Source organism: Escherichia sp. WS1451 (genome assembly GCF_046487365.1).
Taxonomy (GTDB): domain Bacteria; phylum Pseudomonadota; class Gammaproteobacteria; order Enterobacterales; family Enterobacteriaceae; genus Escherichia; species Escherichia coli.
This window is the reverse complement of the sequence record NZ_JBJQJP010000008.1, coordinates 38,040-54,470: the sequence shown is the minus strand read 5'-3', so window position 1 is coordinate 54,470 and position 16,431 is coordinate 38,040. Positions and strand designations below refer to the sequence as shown.

18 protein-coding genes are annotated in these 16,431 nt (G+C 56.1%); 16 read left to right on the top strand and 2 right to left on the bottom strand.

What is annotated here, in order from left to right; translation table 11 throughout:
* Window positions 1–4: 4 nt before the first annotated feature.
* The 16 genes from eutP (at window position 5) to eutR (ending at window position 14,495) form a co-directional block, all read left to right on the top strand.
* The gene (eutP, locus tag ACJHX7_RS12350; RefSeq protein ID WP_000820789.1) at window positions 5–484 is read left to right on the top strand and encodes an ethanolamine utilization acetate kinase EutP; all 480 of its coding nucleotides are present in this window, start codon (window positions 5–7) and stop codon (window positions 482–484) included.
* Window positions 459–1,160, top strand: coding sequence for an ethanolamine utilization acetate kinase EutQ (gene eutQ / locus ACJHX7_RS12345; RefSeq protein ID WP_000733921.1), 702 nt, complete (start codon window positions 459–461; stop codon window positions 1,158–1,160). The genes eutP and eutQ overlap by 26 nt, the downstream gene beginning before the upstream one ends.
* A complete protein-coding gene (eutT, locus tag ACJHX7_RS12340) occupies window positions 1,157–1,960 on the top strand; it encodes an ethanolamine utilization cob(I)yrinic acid a,c-diamide adenosyltransferase EutT (RefSeq protein ID WP_022645958.1) in 804 nt (267 codons plus the stop codon). The genes eutQ and eutT overlap by 4 nt, the downstream gene beginning before the upstream one ends.
* Window positions 1,957–2,973 (top strand): phosphate acetyltransferase, encoded by a 1,017-nt coding sequence (gene pta, locus ACJHX7_RS12335; RefSeq protein WP_000584522.1) that lies wholly within the window; start codon window positions 1,957–1,959, stop codon window positions 2,971–2,973. The genes eutT and pta overlap by 4 nt, the downstream gene beginning before the upstream one ends.
* A gap of 38 nt (window positions 2,974–3,011) precedes the next feature.
* The gene (eutM, locus tag ACJHX7_RS12330) at window positions 3,012–3,305 is read left to right on the top strand and encodes an ethanolamine utilization microcompartment protein EutM (protein ID WP_000387713.1); all 294 of its coding nucleotides are present in this window, start codon (window positions 3,012–3,014) and stop codon (window positions 3,303–3,305) included.
* A gap of 106 nt (window positions 3,306–3,411) precedes the next feature.
* Window positions 3,412–3,699, top strand: a complete 288-nt coding sequence (gene eutN, locus ACJHX7_RS12325; protein ID WP_000762196.1) for an ethanolamine utilization microcompartment protein EutN — start codon at window positions 3,412–3,414, stop codon at window positions 3,697–3,699.
* An 11-nt stretch (window positions 3,700–3,710) separates the two neighbouring features.
* The gene (locus tag ACJHX7_RS12320; protein ID WP_094029982.1) at window positions 3,711–5,114 is read left to right on the top strand and encodes an aldehyde dehydrogenase family protein; all 1,404 of its coding nucleotides are present in this window, start codon (window positions 3,711–3,713) and stop codon (window positions 5,112–5,114) included.
* 10 nt (window positions 5,115–5,124) lie between these two features.
* Complete coding sequence (gene eutJ, locus ACJHX7_RS12315) at window positions 5,125–5,961, top strand: ethanolamine utilization protein EutJ (RefSeq protein WP_000929729.1); 837 nt, start codon at window positions 5,125–5,127, stop codon at window positions 5,959–5,961.
* Window positions 5,951–7,138 carry an ethanolamine utilization ethanol dehydrogenase EutG gene (eutG, locus tag ACJHX7_RS12310; RefSeq protein ID WP_077516455.1) on the top strand — a complete coding sequence of 396 codons (1,188 nt, stop codon included), beginning with the start codon at window positions 5,951–5,953 and terminating at the stop codon, window positions 7,136–7,138. Before eutJ ends, eutG begins: the two co-directional genes overlap by 11 nt.
* A gap of 169 nt (window positions 7,139–7,307) precedes the next feature.
* Window positions 7,308–8,534 carry an ethanolamine utilization protein EutH gene (gene eutH / locus ACJHX7_RS12305; RefSeq protein ID WP_000512385.1) on the top strand — a complete coding sequence of 409 codons (1,227 nt, stop codon included), beginning with the start codon at window positions 7,308–7,310 and terminating at the stop codon, window positions 8,532–8,534.
* Window positions 8,531–9,934: an ethanolamine ammonia-lyase reactivating factor EutA gene (gene eutA, locus ACJHX7_RS12300; protein ID WP_032171741.1), complete on the top strand. Its 1,404-nt coding sequence runs from the start codon at window positions 8,531–8,533 to the stop codon at window positions 9,932–9,934. The genes eutH and eutA overlap by 4 nt, the downstream gene beginning before the upstream one ends.
* An 11-nt stretch (window positions 9,935–9,945) precedes the next feature.
* Window positions 9,946–11,307, top strand: a complete 1,362-nt coding sequence (gene eutB / locus ACJHX7_RS12295; protein ID WP_000769961.1) for an ethanolamine ammonia-lyase subunit alpha — start codon at window positions 9,946–9,948, stop codon at window positions 11,305–11,307.
* A gap of 20 nt (window positions 11,308–11,327) precedes the next feature.
* Complete coding sequence (gene eutC, locus ACJHX7_RS12290; RefSeq protein WP_094029983.1) at window positions 11,328–12,215, top strand: ethanolamine ammonia-lyase subunit beta; 888 nt, start codon at window positions 11,328–11,330, stop codon at window positions 12,213–12,215.
* 9 nt (window positions 12,216–12,224) lie between these two features.
* Window positions 12,225–12,884 carry an ethanolamine utilization microcompartment protein EutL gene (gene eutL / locus ACJHX7_RS12285; protein WP_001111038.1) on the top strand — a complete coding sequence of 220 codons (660 nt, stop codon included), beginning with the start codon at window positions 12,225–12,227 and terminating at the stop codon, window positions 12,882–12,884.
* Between the two features lie 12 nt (window positions 12,885–12,896).
* Window positions 12,897–13,397 (top strand): ethanolamine utilization microcompartment protein EutK, encoded by a 501-nt coding sequence (gene eutK, locus ACJHX7_RS12280; RefSeq protein ID WP_001295463.1) that lies wholly within the window; start codon window positions 12,897–12,899, stop codon window positions 13,395–13,397.
* Window positions 13,398–13,442: 45 nt separating this feature from the next.
* Complete coding sequence (gene eutR / locus ACJHX7_RS12275) at window positions 13,443–14,495, top strand: HTH-type transcriptional regulator EutR (protein ID WP_000753715.1); 1,053 nt, start codon at window positions 13,443–13,445, stop codon at window positions 14,493–14,495.
* A gap of 5 nt (window positions 14,496–14,500) precedes the next feature.
* Here eutR and hemF read toward each other — a convergent pair whose 3' ends face one another.
* Both hemF and amiA read right to left on the bottom strand, forming a co-directional pair.
* Window positions 14,501–15,400 carry an oxygen-dependent coproporphyrinogen oxidase gene (gene hemF / locus ACJHX7_RS12270; protein WP_094029984.1) on the bottom strand — a complete coding sequence of 300 codons (900 nt, stop codon included), beginning with the start codon at window positions 15,398–15,400 and terminating at the stop codon, window positions 14,501–14,503.
* A 3-nt stretch (window positions 15,401–15,403) separates the two neighbouring features.
* On the bottom strand, window positions 15,404–16,273 hold the full coding sequence (amiA, locus tag ACJHX7_RS12265) for an N-acetylmuramoyl-L-alanine amidase AmiA (protein WP_000102892.1): 870 nt from the start codon (window positions 16,271–16,273) through the stop codon (window positions 15,404–15,406).
* Between the last annotated feature and the right edge of the window lie 158 nt (window positions 16,274–16,431).

The following is a 16,431-nucleotide window of genomic DNA, read 5'->3' as shown; positions in this document are numbered from 1 at the left end:
ATTCATGAAACGAATTGCGTTTGTGGGTACCGTCGGGGCAGGAAAAACAACGTTATTTAATGCGTTGCAGGGGAATTATACCCTCGCAAGAAAAACACAGGCCGTGGAATTTAATGATAATGGCGATATTGATACGCCGGGTGAATATTTTAGCCATCCCCGCTGGTATCACGCCTTAATTACCACGCTACAGGATGTGGACATGCTGATCTATGTCCACGGCGCGAATGACCCGGAAAGTCGGTTGCCTGCCGGGTTGCTGGATATTGGCGTCAGCAAACGGCAAATCGCCGTCATCAGTAAAACGGACATGCCAGATGCTGACGTCGCCGCAACGCGAAAGTTATTGCTTGAGACGGGCTTCGAAGAGCCGATTTTCGAGCTAAACAGCCACGACCCGCAAAGCGTGCAGCAACTGGTGGATTATCTGGCATCTCTCACCAAACAGGAGGAAGCAGGTGAAAAAACTCATCACAGCGAATGATATTCGTGAAGCACACGCGCGCGGCGAACAGGCAATGTCCGTGGTTCTGCGCGCCAGCATTATTACCCCGGAAGCCCGTGAAGTGGCGGATCTGTTGGGTTTTACCATCACCGAATGTGATGAATCGACTGCGGTAACGACGTCCGTTCCCGCCAGCGTGCCAGCCGATAAAACCGAAAGCCAGCGCATCCGCGAAACCATCATCGCCCAGCTACCGGAAGGCCAGTTTACCGAAAGCCTGGTCGCGCAACTGATGGAAAAAGTGATGAAGGAAAAACAGTCACTGGAGCAGGGTGCAATGCAGCCGAGTTTCAAATCGGTGACCGGCAAAGGCGGCATCAAAGTGATTGATGGCAGCAGCGTCAAGTTTGGTCGTTTCGATGGCGCGGAACCGCACTGCGTAGGCTTGACTGATCTCGTGACCGGAGACGACGGCAGCAGTATGGCCGCTGGTTTCATGCAGTGGGAGAACGCCTTCTTTCCGTGGACCCTGAACTACGACGAAATCGACATGGTGCTGGAAGGGGAGCTGCATGTTCGCCACGAAGGCGAAACTATGATCGCCAAAGCGGGCGATGTGATGTTTATCCCGAAAGGCTCCAGTATCGAATTTGGTACGACATCCAGCGTGAAATTCCTGTATGTCGCCTGGCCGGCTAACTGGCAATCCCTATGAAAGATTTCATCACCGAAGCATGGCTAAGAGCGAACCATACGCTCAGCGAAGGCGCAGAGATCCATCTCCCTGCGGACAGTCGCCTGACGCCCTCTGCCCGGGAGTTACTGGAAAGCCGCCATCTGCGCATCAAGTTTATTGACGAGCAGGGCCGCCTGTTTGTTGACGATGAACAGCAGCAGCCGCAGCCCGTTCACGGGCTTACCAGTAGCGATGAACATCCGCAGGCGTGCTGCGAACTGTGCCGCCAGCCGGTGGCAAAAAAGCCGGATACGCTGACTCACCTGTCGGCGGAAAAAATGGTTGCCAAAAGCGATCCGCGCCTGGCTTTTCGCGCGGTTCTCGACAGCACCATTGCGCTGGCAGTGTGGCTGCAAATTGAACTGGCGGAACCGTGGCAGCCGTGGCTGGCGGATATCCGTTCGCGTCTTGGCAACATTATGCGTGCCGATGCGCTGGGGGAACCGCTGGCCTGCCAGGCGATTGTCGGGCTTTCTGACGAAGATCTGCATCGGCTTTCTCACCAGCCGCTGCGTTATCTCGACCACGATCATCTGGTGCCGGAAGCCAGCCACGGGCGCGATGCGGCGTTGCTAAATCTGCTACGCACCAAAGTGCGGGAAACCGAAACCGTAGCGGCGCAGGTCTTTATCACCCGCAGCTTTGAAGTATTACGCCCGGACATTTTGCAGGCGCTGAACCGCCTTTCGAGCACGGTCTACGTGATGATGATCCTGAGCGTAGCGAAACAACCGCTAACGGTGAAGCAGATCCAACAACGACTGGGGGAAACGCAATGATTATTAAACGTTGTCGTGAACTGGCGTTGCGAGCGCCCGCCAGAGTAGTTTTTCCGGATGCGTTAGATCAACGTGTGCTGAAAGCTGCGCAATATTTACATCAACAAGGTCTGGCAACGCCCATTCTGGTCGCCAATCCGTTTGAACTTCGTCAGTTTGCGCTCAGTCATGGCGTGGCGATGGACGGGCTACAGGTGATTGATCCGCATGGCAACCTCGCAATGCGGGAAGAATTTGCTCATCGCTGGCTGGCCCGCGCGGGCGAAAAAACGCCGCCGGATGCGCTGGAAAAACTTACCGATCCGCTGATGTTCGCCGCCGCAATGGTCAGCGCCGGCAAAGCGGATGTCTGTATCGCGGGCAACCTCTCTTCCACGGCGAATGTGCTGCGTGCCGGATTACGCATTATCGGCTTGCAGCCAGGCTGTAAAACGCTCTCATCCATTTTCCTGATGCTGCCACAGTACAGCGGTCCGGCGCTGGGTTTTGCCGATTGCAGCGTGGTGCCACAGCCGACGGCGGCGCAGTTGGCGGATATCGCGCTTGCCAGCGCCGAAACCTGGCGCGCCATCACCGGAGAAGAGCCGCGCGTGGCGATGTTGTCGTTTTCCAGTAACGGCAGCGCCCGTCACCCCTGCGTTGCCAACGTCCAGCAGGCGACAGAAATCGTCCGTGAGCGCGCACCAAAGCTGGTAGTCGATGGCGAGTTGCAGTTTGACGCCGCCTTCGTGCCGGAAGTGGCGGCGCAAAAAGCGCCTGCCAGCCCGCTACAAGGTAAGGCCAATGTGATGGTTTTTCCGTCGCTGGAGGCAGGAAATATTGGCTACAAAATCGCACAACGACTTGGCGGATATCGTGCCGTCGGGCCATTGATACAAGGACTTGCCGCGCCGATGCACGATCTCTCTCGTGGTTGTAGCGTGCAGGAAATTATCGAACTGGCGCTGGTGGCAGCTGTGCCGCGTCAGACAGAAGTGAACCGCGAAAGCAGTTTACAAACACTGGTTGAATGAACGGTCCCGTTCTGGACCCTGATAAAGAGGAAAGCACAATGGAAGCATTAGGAATGATCGAAACCCGGGGCCTGGTTGCACTGATTGAGGCTTCTGACGCGATGGTTAAAGCTGCGCGCGTCAAGCTGGTTGGTGTTAAGCAGATTGGCGGCGGCCTGTGTACTGCCATGGTTCGTGGTGATGTTGCAGCCTGTAAAGCCGCGACCGACGCAGGTGCTGCAGCGGCACAGCGTATCGGCGAGCTGGTATCTGTACACGTTATCCCGCGTCCGCACGGCGACCTGGAAGAAGTCTTCCCGATCGGCCTGAAAGGCGATAGCAGCAACCTGTAATCACCCTGTGTGACGTCGATTCGGGCGTCACGCTCTCTCCTTTTTCATTTTACCTTCTGCGGAGGGTAGGGGGAGCTTTTACCTGAAATACGCCACGGAGGCGGGTATGAAACTGGCAGTCGTCACTGGACAAATTGTTTGTACCGTACGCCATCACGGACTGGCGCATGACAAATTGCTGATGGTGGAAATGATTGATCCACAAGGTAATCCTGACGGGCAATGCGCCGTCGCCATCGACAATATTGGCGCGGGAACCGGGGAGTGGGTGTTGCTGGTGAGTGGCAGTTCCGCCCGCCAGGCGCATAAAAGCGAAACGTCACCGGTCGATCTGTGCGTGATTGGCATCGTCGATGAGGTGGTGTCTGGCGGTCAGGTCATTTTCCACAAATAAGGCAGAACATCATGAATCAACAGGATATTGAACAGGTGGTGAAAGCGGTACTGCTGAAAATGCAAAGCAGTGACACGCCGCCCGCCGCCGTTCATGAGATGGGCGTTTTCGCGTCCCTGGATGACGCCGTTGCGGCAGCCAAAGTCGCCCTGCAAGGGTTAAAAAGCGTGGCAATGCGCCAGTTAGCCATTGCTGCCATTCGTGAAGCAGGCGAAAAACACGCCAGAGATTTAGCGGAACTTGCCGTCAGTGAAACCGGCATGGGGCGCGTTGAAGATAAATTTGCCAAAAACGTCGCTCAGGCGCGCGGCACACCAGGCGTTGAGTGCCTCTCTCCGCAAGTGCTGACTGGCGACAACGGCCTGACTTTAATTGAAAACGCACCCTGGGGCGTAGTGGCTTCGGTGACGCCTTCCACTAACCCGGCGGCAACCGTCATTAATAACGCCATCAGCCTGATTGCCGCGGGCAACAGCGTCATTTTTGCCCCGCATCCGGCGGCGAAAAAAGTCTCCCAGCGGGCGATCACGCTGCTCAACCAGGCGATTGTTGCCGCAGGCGGGCCGGAAAACTTACTGGTTACTGTGGCCAATCCGGATATCGAAACCGCTCAACGTTTGTTCAAGTTTCCGGGCATCGGCCTGCTGGTGGTGACCGGCGGCGAAGCGGTAGTAGAAGCGGCGCGTAAACACACCAATAAACGTCTGATTGCCGCAGGCGCTGGCAACCCGCCGGTAGTGGTGGATGAAACCGCCGACCTCGCCCGTGCTGCTCAGTCCATCGTCAAAGGCGCGTCTTTCGATAACAACATCATTTGTGCCGACGAAAAGGTACTGATTGTTGTGGATAGCGTAGCCGATGAACTGATGCGTCTGATGGAAGGCCAGCACGCGGTGAAACTGACCGCAGAGCAGGCGCAGCAGCTGCAATCGGTGTTGCTGAAAAATATCGACGAGTGCGGAAAAGGCACCGTCAGCCGTGACTGGGTTGGTCGCGATGCGGCGAAAATCGCGGCGGCAATCGGCCTTAAAGTTCCGGAACAAACGCGACTGCTGTTTGTAGAAACCACCGCAGAACATCCGTTTGCTGTGACTGAACTGATGATGCCGGTGCTGCCCGTCGTGCGCGTCGCCAACGTGGCGGATGCCATTGCGCTGGCGGTGAAACTGGAAGGCGGTTGCCACCACACGGCGGCAATGCACTCGCGCAACATCGAAAACATGAACCAGATGGCGAACGCCATTGATACCAGCATTTTCGTTAAGAACGGACCGTGCATTGCCGGGCTGGGGCTGGGCGGGGAAGGCTGGACCACGATGACCATCACCACGCCAACCGGTGAAGGGGTAACCAGCGCGCGGACGTTTGTCCGTCTGCGTCGCTGTGTATTAGTCGATGCGTTTCGCATTGTTTAAGGAGTAACAGATGGCGCACGACGAACAATGGCTCACCCCACGTCTGCAAACGGCGGCAACGCTGTGTAACCAGACGCCCGCCGCGACGGAATCTCCGCTGTGGCTGGGGGTGGATCTGGGCACCTGCGATGTGGTGTCGATGGTTGTCGACCGCGACGGTCAGCCGGTGGCGGTATGCCTCGACTGGGCTGATGTGGTCCGCGACGGCATCGTCTGGGATTTCTTCGGTGCGGTCACCATTGTTCGTCGCCATCTCGACACCCTCGAGCAGCAATTCGGTCGCCGTTTTAGCCATGCGGCGACCTCTTTTCCTCCAGGTACGGACCCGCGTATTTCCATCAACGTGCTGGAATCTGCCGGACTGGAAGTGAGCCATGTACTGGATGAGCCAACCGCAGTCGCGGATCTGCTGCAACTGGACAACGCCGGTGTAGTGGATATCGGCGGTGGCACTACTGGTATTGCCATCGTGAAAAAGGGCAAGGTGACGTACTCGGCGGATGAAGCGACCGGCGGACATCACATCTCTCTGACTCTCGCCGGAAATCGTCGTATTTCGCTGGAAGAGGCAGAGCAGTACAAGCGCGGTCACGGTGAAGAGATTTGGCCCGCGGTGAAACCGGTGTACGAAAAAATGGCGGACATTGTCGCCCGGCATATTGAAGGGCAGGGCATTACGGATTTATGGCTGGCGGGCGGCTCTTGTATGCAACCGGGCGTGGCGGAACTGTTTCGCAAACAATTTCCGGCGTTACAGGTGCATTTACCGCAGCACAGTTTGTTTATGACCCCGCTGGCGATCGCCAGTAGCGGGCGAGAGAAAGCGGAGGGGCTATATGCAAAATGAATTGCAGACCGCGCTCTTTCAGGCGTTCGATACCCTGAATCTGCAACGGGTAAAAACATTTAGCGTTCCACCGGTGACGCTTTGCGGTCCGGGCGCGGTGAGCAGTTGTGGGCAGCAAGCGCAAACGCGTGGGCTGAAACATCTGTTCGTGATGGCAGACAGCTTTTTGCATCAGGCAGGGATGACCGCCGGGCTGACACGTAGCCTGGCCGTTAAAGGTATCGCCATGACGCTCTGGCCATGTCCGGTGGGCGAACCATGCATCACCGACGTGTGTGCAGCCGTGGCGCAGTTGCGTGAATCAGGCTGTGACGGGGTGATTGCGTTTGGCGGCGGCTCGGTGCTGGATGCAGCAAAAGCCGTGGCGTTGCTGGTGACGAACCCGGATAGCACGCTGGCAGAGATGTCAGAAACCAGCGTTCTGCAACCGCGCCTGCCGTTGATTGCCATTCCGACTACCGCCGGAACCGGCTCTGAAACCACCAACGTAACGGTGATTATCGATGCGGTGAGCGGGCGTAAGCAGGTGTTAGCCCATGCCTCGCTGATGCCGGATGTGGCGATTCTCGACGCCGCATTGACCGAAGGTGTGCCGTCGCATGTCACGGCGATGACTGGCATTGATGCGTTAACCCATGCCATTGAAGCGTACAGCGCGCTGAACGCCACACCGTTTACCGACAGTCTGGCGATTGGTGCCATTGCGATGATTGGCAAATCGCTGCCGAAAGCGGTGGGCTACGGTCACGACCTTGCCGCCCGCGAGAGCATGTTGCTGGCTTCATGTATGGCGGGAATGGCGTTTTCCAGTGCGGGGCTTGGGTTGTGCCACGCGATGGCGCATCAGCCAGGGGCGGCGCTGCATATTCCGCACGGTCTGGCGAACGCTATGTTGCTGCCAACGGTGATGGAATTTAACCGGATGGTTTGTCGTGATCGGTTTAGTCAGATTGGCCGGGCACTGCGAACTAAAAAATCCGACGATCGTGACGCTATTAACGCGGTAAGTGAGTTGATTGCGGAGGTCGGGATCAACAAGCGGCTGGCAGACGTGGGCGCAACCACCGGACATTACGGCGCATGGGCGCAGGCCGCGCTGGAAGATATTTGTCTGCGCAGCAACCCGCGTACCGCCAGCCTGGAGCAGATTATTGGTCTGTATGCTGCGGCGCAATAAAAGTGTACGGACAGTCCCCTCGCCCCTTTGGGGAGAGGGTTAGGGTGAGGGGAACAGAGTCGCGCCGGTGCAAACAATTACCCTCACCCCGGCCCCTCGGCTTCCAGAGTGAGGGAAAAACCCACTTTCAGCATTGGCAATAAATAACAACTAACAGGGAGTAAAGGCGATGGGAATTAACGAAATCATCATGTACATCATGATGTTCTTTATGCTGATAGCTGCCGTAGACAGGATCCTGTCGCAGTTCGGCGGTTCTGCTCGTTTCCTCGGTAAGTTCGGTAAAAGTATCGAAGGATCCGGCGGTCAGTTCGAAGAAGGCTTTATGGCAATGGGCGCTCTGGGCCTGGCTATGGTCGGTATGACCGCGCTGGCACCGGTACTGGCCCACGTACTCGGGCCGGTGATTATCCCGGTTTACGAAATGCTCGGCGCAAACCCGTCAATGTTCGCCGGAACACTGCTGGCGTGCGATATGGGCGGCTTCTTCCTCGCCAAAGAGCTGGCGGGTGGTGACGTAGCAGCGTGGCTATACTCTGGGTTAATTCTCGGGTCGATGATGGGGCCAACGATTGTGTTTTCCATTCCGGTGGCGCTCGGCATTATCGAACCTTCAGACCGTCGTTATCTGGCGCTCGGCGTGCTGGCGGGCATAGTGACCATTCCGATTGGCTGTATCGCTGGTGGTCTGGTAGCGATGTACTCCGGTGTGCAGATCAACGGCCAGCCTGTGGAATTCACCTTTGCGCTGATCCTGATGAACATGATCCCGGTACTTATCGTTGCGGTGCTGGTGGCGCTGGGGCTGAAATTCATCCCGGAAAAAATGATCAACGGCTTCCAGATCTTCGCCAAATTCCTCGTTGCATTGATCACCCTCGGTCTTGCTGCCGCGGTAGTGAAATTCCTCCTTGGCTGGGAACTGATCCCCGGTCTTGATCCGATCTTTATGGCCCCTGGCGATAAACCCGGTGAAGTGATGCGCGCCATTGAAGTTATCGGTTCTATCTCCTGCGTGCTGTTAGGGGCGTATCCGATGGTACTGCTGCTGACCCGCTGGTTTGAAAAACCGCTGATGAGCGTCGGTAAAGTGCTGAATATGAACAACATCGCGGCAGCTGGCATGGTGGCAACGCTTGCCAACAACATCCCGATGTTTGGCATGATGAAGCAGATGGATACCCGCGGCAAAGTCATCAACTGTGCCTTCGCCGTTTCCGCTGCTTTCGCCCTGGGCGACCATTTAGGCTTCGCGGCTGCCAACATGAACGCCATGATCTTCCCGATGATTGTCGGCAAGCTGATCGGCGGCGTCACGGCGATTGGCGTGGCGATGATGCTGGTACCTAAAGAAGACGCGAGCGCGGCTAAAACCGAAGCGGAGGCGCAATCGTGAACACTCGCCAGCTACTGAGCGTCGGTATCGATATCGGCACCACCACCACCCAGGTGATTTTCTCCCACCTGGAGCTGGTTAACCGTGCGGCGGTGTCGCAGGTGCCGCGCTACGAATTCATCAAACGCGAAATTAGCTGGCAAAGCCCGGTGTTCTTTACCCCTGTCGATAAACAGGGTGGTTTAAAAGAAGCGGAACTGAAAACCTTAATCCTCGAGCAATATCAGGCTGCGGGCATTGCGCCGGAAAGCGTTGATTCTGGTGCCATCATCATCACCGGTGAAAGCGCGAAAACCCGCAACGCTCGCCCGGCGGTGATGACGCTCTCCCGGTCGCTGGGCGATTTTGTCGTCGCCAGCGCTGGACCGCATCTCGAATCCGTGATCGCCGGTCACGGTGCCGGGGCGCAAACCCTTTCTGAACAACGGCTGTGTCGGGTCCTGAATATCGATATCGGCGGTGGCACCGCGAACTACGCCCTGTTCGATGCCGGAAAAATCAGCGGCACCGCCTGCCTCAATGTCGGCGGTCGCCTGCTGGAAACCGACAGCCAGGGGCGCGTGGTTTACGCTCATAAACCGGGGCAGATGATTGTGGATGAGTGCTTCGGTGCAGGCACCGAAGCCCGTTCGCTGACCGGCGCGCAGCTGGTGCAGGTTACCCGGCGGATGGCAGAGCTGATTGTCGAAGTGATTGACGGAACGCTTTCGCCGCTCGCGCAGGCATTGATGCAAACCGGTTTGCTGCCCGTAGGTGTTACGCCCGAAATCATTACGCTTTCTGGCGGCGTTGGCGAATGTTATCGCCACCAGCCCGCCGACCCGTTCTGTTTTGCCGATATTGGCCCGCTTCTGGCAACGGCGCTGCATGACCATCCGCGCCTGCGTGAGATGAACGTGCAGTTTCCGGCGCAAACCGTGCGCGCCACGGTGATTGGCGCGGGTGCACATACCCTTTCGCTCTCTGGCAGCACAATCTGGCTGGAGGGCGTACAACTGCCGCTGCGCAACTTGCCGGTGGCGATCCCAATTGATGAAAAGGATCTGGTGAGTGCCTGGCAACAGGCGCTGATTCAGCTGGATCTTGATCCTAAAACTGACGCGTACGTGCTGGCGCTTCCCGCCTCGCTGCCTGTGCGTTACGCCGCGGTACTGACGGTCATCAACGCGTTGGTCGATTTCGTCGCGCGTTTTCCGAATCCGCATCCCCTGCTGGTGGTGGCCGGGCAGGACTTTGGTAAAGCTCTGGGCATGTTGTTGCGCCCACAGCTACAACAACTCCCGTTGGCAGTCATTGACGAAGTGATTGTCCGCGCGGGGGACTATATCGACATTGGTACGCCTCTTTTTGGCGGATCGGTTGTGCCGGTGACGGTGAAATCACTCGCATTTCCTTCCTGAGGGAACGACTTATGAAACTAAAGACCACATTGTTCGGCAATGTATATCAGTTTAAGGATGTAAAAGAGGTGCTGGCTAAAGCCAACGAACTGCGTTCGGGGGATGTGCTGGCGGGCGTTGCTGCGGCAAGCTCACAGGAGCGCGTGGCGGCAAAGCAGGTGTTGTCGGAAATGACCGTAGCGGACATCCGCAATAATCCGGTGATTGCCTATGAAGATGACTGCGTGACGCGGCTGATTCAGGACGATGTTAACGAAACGGCCTACAACCAGATTAAAAACTGGAGCATCAGCGAACTGCGTGAGTATGTGCTGAGCGATGAAACCAGCGTGGACGACATTGCCTTTACCCGCAAAGGGCTGACCTCGGAAGTGGTAGCGGCGGTAGCGAAGATTTGCTCCAACGCGGACCTGATCTACGGCGCGAAGAAAATGCCGGTGATCAAAAAGGCCAATACCACCATCGGTATTCCGGGCACCTTTAGCGCCCGCTTGCAGCCAAACGATACCCGTGACGATGTGCAAAGTATCGCCGCGCAAATCTACGAAGGGCTTTCCTTCGGGGTGGGCGATGCGGTGATCGGCGTTAACCCGGTGACTGACGACGTGGAAAACTTAAGCCGCGTGTTGGATACCATCTATGGCGTGATCGACAAATTCAACATCCCAACTCAGGGCTGCGTACTGGCGCACGTCACCACCCAGATCGAAGCGATTCGTCGCGGCGCACCGGGCGGGCTGATTTTCCAGAGTATTTGCGGCAGCGAAAAAGGGCTGAAAGAGTTTGGCGTGGAGCTGGCGATGCTCGACGAAGCGCGCGCAGTGGGTGCAGAGTTTAACCGTATCGCCGGGGAAAACTGCCTCTACTTCGAAACCGGACAAGGTTCGGCGCTGTCCGCTGGCGCTAACTTCGGCGCTGACCAGGTGACGATGGAAGCGCGTAACTATGGGCTGGCGCGTCATTACGATCCGTTTATCGTCAACACCGTGGTCGGTTTTATTGGGCCGGAGTATCTCTACAACGACCGCCAGATTATCCGTGCGGGCTTAGAAGATCACTTTATGGGCAAGCTGAGTGGCATCTCTATGGGCTGTGACTGCTGCTACACCAACCACGCTGACGCTGACCAGAACCTCAACGAAAACCTGATGATCCTGCTCGCCACCGCAGGCTGTAACTACATCATGGGGATGCCGCTGGGTGATGACATCATGCTCAACTACCAGACTACGGCCTTCCACGACACCGCCACTGTGCGTCAGTTACTCAACCTGCGCCCGTCACCGGAGTTTGAACGCTGGCTGGAAAGCATGGGCATTATGGCAAACGGTCGCCTGACCAAACGGGCGGGCGATCCGTCACTGTTCTTCTGATGACGCGGAGATAACACATCATGGATCAAAAACAGATTGAAGAAATTGTACGCAGCGTGATGGCGTCAATGGGACAAGCGGCCACCGCGCCGTCAGAAGCAAAGTGCGCCACCACCACCTGTGCGGCACCGGTGACCTCGGAAAGCTGCGCGCTGGATTTAGGTTCTGCGGAAGCAAAAGCGTGGATTGGTGTTGAAAACCCGCATCGCGCAGACGTATTAACAGAACTGCGTCGCAGCACCGTGGCCCGCGTTTGTACCGGTCGTGCCGGTCCGCGTCCGCGTACCCAGGCGTTGCTGCGTTTCCTGGCCGATCACTCTCGTTCGAAAGATACTGTACTGAAAGAAGTGCCGGAAGAGTGGGTGAAAGCGCAGGGCTTGCTGGAAGTCCGCTCTGAAATTAGCGACAAAAATCTCTACCTGACTCGTCCGGATATGGGCCGCCGCCTGTGTGCAGAAGCTGTTGAAGCGCTGAAAGCGCAGTGTGTTGCCAATCCGGACGTGCAGGTCGTTATTTCTGATGGCCTGTCAACTGATGCGATCACCGTGAACTACGAAGAGATCCTGCCACCGCTGATGGCGGGCCTGAAACAGGCCGGGCTGAAAGTCGGTACGCCATTCTTTGTTCGTTATGGTCGCGTGAAGATTGAAGATCAGATCGGTGAGATCCTCGGCGCGAAAGTGGTGATCCTGCTGGTGGGGGAACGCCCGGGATTAGGGCAGTCAGAAAGCCTCTCCTGCTACGCCGTTTACTCGCCGCGTATTGCAACCACCGTTGAGGCCGATCGTACCTGTATCTCTAACATTCACCAGGGCGGCACGCCGCCGGTTGAAGCCGCAGCCGTCATTGTGGATTTGGCGAAACGTATGCTGGAGCAGAAAGCATCCGGCATCAACATGACCCGATAAGGAGGCATCATGCCAGCTTTAGATTTGATTCGACCGTCGGTAACCGCCATGCGGGTGATTGCCTCCGTTAACGCCGAATTTGCACGTGAACTGAAATTGCCGCCGCATATTCGTAGCCTCGGGCTGATTTCTGCTGATTCAGATGACGTCACCTACATTGCGGCTGACGAAGCGACCAAGCAGGCGATGGTCGAAGTGGTATATGGTCGCTCGCTGTATGCGGGCGCTGCACACGGCCCGTCACCGACTGCCGGTGAGGTGCTGATTATGCTTGGTGGGCCAAACCCGGCGGAAGTGCGTGCAGGTCTGGATGCGATGGTTGCGCATATTGAAAATGGCGCTGCTTTCCAGTGGGCTAATGACGCAGAAAATACAGCCTTCCTGGCACATGTCGTTTCGCGTACCGGTTCTTATCTCTCATCAACCGCCGGGATCACGCTTGGCGATCCGATGGCGTATCTGGTGGCACCGCCGCTGGAAGCGACCTACGGCATTGATGCAGCGTTGAAATCTGCCGACGTGCAGCTGGTGACCTATGTCCCGCCACCGTCTGAAACCAACTACTCGGCAGCATTTTTAACCGGTAGCCAGGCCGCGTGTAAAGCAGCCTGTAACGCCTTTACCGATGCAGTGCTGGAAATCGCGCGTAATCCAATCCAGCGTGCGTAACGGAGGTTGCCGATGATCAATGCACTGGGATTGCTGGAAGTGGACGGCATGGTCGCCGCGATAGATGCAGCTGATGCCATGCTCAAAGCAGCTAACGTTCGTCTGCTCAGTCACGAAGTGCTTGACCCTGGTCGCCTAACGCTGGTGGTGGAAGGCGATCTGGCGGCGTGTCGTGCGGCGCTGGACGCAGGTTGTGCTGCCGCGATGCGTACCGGGCGTGTCATCAGCCGCAAGGAGATCGGTCGGCCAGACGATGACACCCAGTGGCTGGTTACTGGCTTTAACCGCCAGCCGAAGCAACCCGTAAAGGAACCCGACGCGCCAGTTATCGTCGCGGAATCTGCTGACGAGTTGTTGGCGCTGTTAACATCAGTACGTCAGGGAATGACGGCAGGAGAAGTGGCTGCCCACTTTGGCTGGCCGCTGGAAAAAGCCAGAAATGCGCTCGAACAGCTCTTTTCTGCCGGGACGTTACGTAAACGCAGTAGTCGTTACCGTCTCAAGCCCCATTAACCTGTCGGAGGTGCCGGGTGTCCTACAACACCCGGCATTAACATCATGAAAAAGACCCGTACAGCCAATTTGCACCATCTTTATCATGAACCCTTACCCGAAAACCTGAAGCTCACGCCGAAGGTCGAAGTGGATAATGTTCATCAACGACAGACAACGGATGTCTATGAACATGCTTTGACAATTACCGCCTGGCAGCAGATTTACGATCAGCTGCATCCGGGCAAGTTTCATGGTGAATTTACGGAAATTCTACTCGATGATATTCAGGTTTTTCGTGAATACACTGGTCTGGCGCTGCGTCAGTCGTGCCTGGTCTGGCCGAATTCGTTCTGGTTTGGCATTCCGGCGACGCGCGGTGAGCAGGGATTTATCGGTTCGCAATGTCTGGGAAGCGCAGAAATAGCGACGCGCCCTGGTGGAACCGAGTTTGAATTAAGTACGCCGGATGATTACACGATCCTTGGCGTAGTGCTTTCTGAAGATGTCATCACCCGTCAGGCTAACTTTTTGCATAATCCGGATCGGGTATTACATATGCTGCGTAGCCAGTCGGCGCTGGAAGTGAAAGAGCAGCATAAAGCCGCGCTGTGGGGCTTTGTCCAACAGGCGCTGGCGACGTTTTGCGAGAACCCGGAAAATCTCCATCAGCCTGCAGTGCGAAAAGTGCTGGGGGATAACTTGCTAATGGCGATGGGGGCGATGCTGGAAGAAGCGCAGCCAATGGTGACGGCAGAAAGCATCAGTCATCAGAGTTACCGTCGATTGCTTTCCCGCGCCCGTGAATATGTGCTGGAAAACATGTCCGAACCGGTAACGGTGTTGGAGTTGTGCAATCAATTGCACGTCAGCCGCCGCACGCTACAAAACGCATTTCACGCCATTTTGGGCATTGGTCCGAACGCGTGGCTGAAACGTATTCGCCTGAACGCCGTGCGCCGCGAATTGATAAGTCCGTGGTCACAAAGCACAACGGTAAAAGACGCCGCCATGCAGTGGGGATTCTGGCATCTTGGGCAATTTGCCACGGATTATCAGCAACTGTTTGCCGAGAAGCCGTCACTGACGCTGCATCAGCGGATGCGGGAATGGGGGTGAGGGAGTTACACCCAATCCCTGACCTTAATAAACTCACTTAACGCCGCTTCCGGGCTGCCTGCTTCTGGCTGATAATCATACTCCCAGCGTACCAGTGGCGGCATTGACATCAGGATAGACTCGGTGCGCCCGCCGGTTTGCAGGCCAAACAGTGTGCCACGATCCCAGACCAGATTGAACTCGACATAACGACCGCGACGATATAACTGGAAATTGCGCTCGCGCTCGCCGTAGGCCATCGTTTTACGTCGCTCTACAATTGGTAAATAAGCGTTGGTGTAGCCTTTGCCTACCGCCTGCATAAAGGCAAAACAGTGGTCGAAGTCTGGCGTGTTCAGGTCATCAAAGAACAGGCCGCCAATGCCGCGTTGTTCGTTGCGATGTTTGAGGTAGAAGTATTCGTCGCACCACTTTTTGTAACGGGGATAAACGTCTTCGCCAAATGGCAGGCACAGGTCACGGGCGGTGCGGTGCCAGTGAATGGCGTCTTCTTCAAAACCATAGAAAGGGGTTAAATCGAAGCCGCCACCAAACCACCAGACTGGCTCTGCACCCGGTTTTTCGGCAATAAAAAAGCGCACATTCGCGTGGCTGGTGGGGACATACGGATTATGCGGATGCACTACCAGTGAAACGCCCATCGCCTCGAAACTGCGTCCGGCAAGTTCCGGGCGATGAGCGGTGGCGGAAGCGGGCATGGCGTCGCCGTGAACGTGAGAAAAGTTAACGCCCGCTTGTTCGAAAACACCACCATTACGCAACACCCGACTACGCCCACCGCCGCCAGCTTCACGTTGCCAGCTATCTTCGACAAACTCTGCGCCATCGACGGCGGTCAGTTGTTGACAAATTGTATCCTGAAGGTTGAGCAGGAACTGTTTAACCTGGTGTGCGTCGGGTTTCATCACTTACCGCTTTCTCGAGTGTGCTTTCTGGTTGTCAAACCAGTGGAAATAACTGATCACGCCTTCGGCAATCGCTGTGGCGATTTTCTGGCGAAACGCCGCCGTGCCTAACAGCCGCTCTTCTTCCGGGTTGGTGATAAACGAGGTTTCCACCAGCACCGACGGAACCGACGGCGATTTCAACACTACAAACGCGGCTTGTTCGGTGTTGCGGCTGTGCAGTTTATGCACCGGCTTAATCTTTTTCAGAATATGCGAGCCGAGCGTCAGGCTGTTTTTAATAGTATCGGTTTGCACCAGATCAAACAGCACTTGCTGCAATAGGTGATCCTTGTCAGTCGCCTTTTTACCGGCAACTTCATCAGCACGGTTTTCGCGTTCAGACAGGTATTTCGCCATTGCGCTACTAGCACCGCGGTTAGAGAGGGCAAATACCGAAGCACCGGCAGCTTTCGGGTTGGTAAAGCCATCGGCATGAATTGACATAAACAGATCTGCGCCATGTTTATGGGCGATTTCAACGCGATCGTATAGTGGGATAAACGTATCGCCAGAACGCGTTAAACGCGCATCAATGCCATGATTACGCAAAATGGAACGGACGTTTTTAGCAATCGCCAGCACCACATGTTTTTCTTTCGAACCGTTGCGTCCGATCGCTCCGGTATCAATCCCGCCGTGGCCTGGATCGAGAACAACGACACGTTTGCCGCCAGATTTTTTGGCTTTCGGCTTGCTGTGTCCGTTGCTGGTTTTTAAAGGTTCGTCTTTGGCGATGGCTTGCGACATTCCTGACAACGTCAGGGCAGCCAAACCGGCTTTCAGCACCTGGCGGCGCGAAGTGAGTGTTTTTAGTGGTTTAAAAGTGCTCATACGGCCTGAGTTGTAATAATAAAGTTCCAGATGTTATATCGTATCGCGTAATCCGTTACGACCGTTTGCTGTTGAGAATTGTTTTACTTTTCATTTCAATAGTTGACAACTCCCCATTATGCCACTTTTTCAACCGATTTTCGTCAGATATTGGCTAA

Bases quoted from the DNA above. Each gene is read 5' to 3' on its own strand.
- eutP (WP_000820789.1), top strand. From the start codon at position 5: ATGAAACGAATTGCGTTTGTGGGTACCGTCGGGGCAGGAAAAACAACG.
- eutT (WP_022645958.1), top strand. From the start codon at position 1,157: ATGAAAGATTTCATCACCGAAGCATGGCTAAGAGCGAACCATACGCTC.
- pta (WP_000584522.1), top strand. From the start codon at position 1,957: ATGATTATTAAACGTTGTCGTGAACTGGCGTTGCGAGCGCCCGCCAGA.
- eutM (WP_000387713.1), top strand. From the start codon at position 3,012: ATGGAAGCATTAGGAATGATCGAAACCCGGGGCCTGGTTGCACTGATT.
- eutN (WP_000762196.1), top strand. From the start codon at position 3,412: ATGAAACTGGCAGTCGTCACTGGACAAATTGTTTGTACCGTACGCCAT.
- ACJHX7_RS12320 (WP_094029982.1), top strand. From the start codon at position 3,711: ATGAATCAACAGGATATTGAACAGGTGGTGAAAGCGGTACTGCTGAAA.
- eutJ (WP_000929729.1), top strand. From the start codon at position 5,125: ATGGCGCACGACGAACAATGGCTCACCCCACGTCTGCAAACGGCGGCA.
- eutG (WP_077516455.1), top strand. From the start codon at position 5,951: ATGCAAAATGAATTGCAGACCGCGCTCTTTCAGGCGTTCGATACCCTG.
- eutH (WP_000512385.1), top strand. From the start codon at position 7,308: ATGGGAATTAACGAAATCATCATGTACATCATGATGTTCTTTATGCTG.
- eutB (WP_000769961.1), top strand. From the start codon at position 9,946: ATGAAACTAAAGACCACATTGTTCGGCAATGTATATCAGTTTAAGGAT.
- eutC (WP_094029983.1), top strand. From the start codon at position 11,328: ATGGATCAAAAACAGATTGAAGAAATTGTACGCAGCGTGATGGCGTCA.
- eutL (WP_001111038.1), top strand. From the start codon at position 12,225: ATGCCAGCTTTAGATTTGATTCGACCGTCGGTAACCGCCATGCGGGTG.
- eutK (WP_001295463.1), top strand. From the start codon at position 12,897: ATGATCAATGCACTGGGATTGCTGGAAGTGGACGGCATGGTCGCCGCG.
- eutR (WP_000753715.1), top strand. From the start codon at position 13,443: ATGAAAAAGACCCGTACAGCCAATTTGCACCATCTTTATCATGAACCC.
- hemF (WP_094029984.1), bottom strand. From the start codon at position 15,400: ATGAAACCCGACGCACACCAGGTTAAACAGTTCCTGCTCAACCTTCAG.
- amiA (WP_000102892.1), bottom strand. From the start codon at position 16,273: ATGAGCACTTTTAAACCACTAAAAACACTCACTTCGCGCCGCCAGGTG.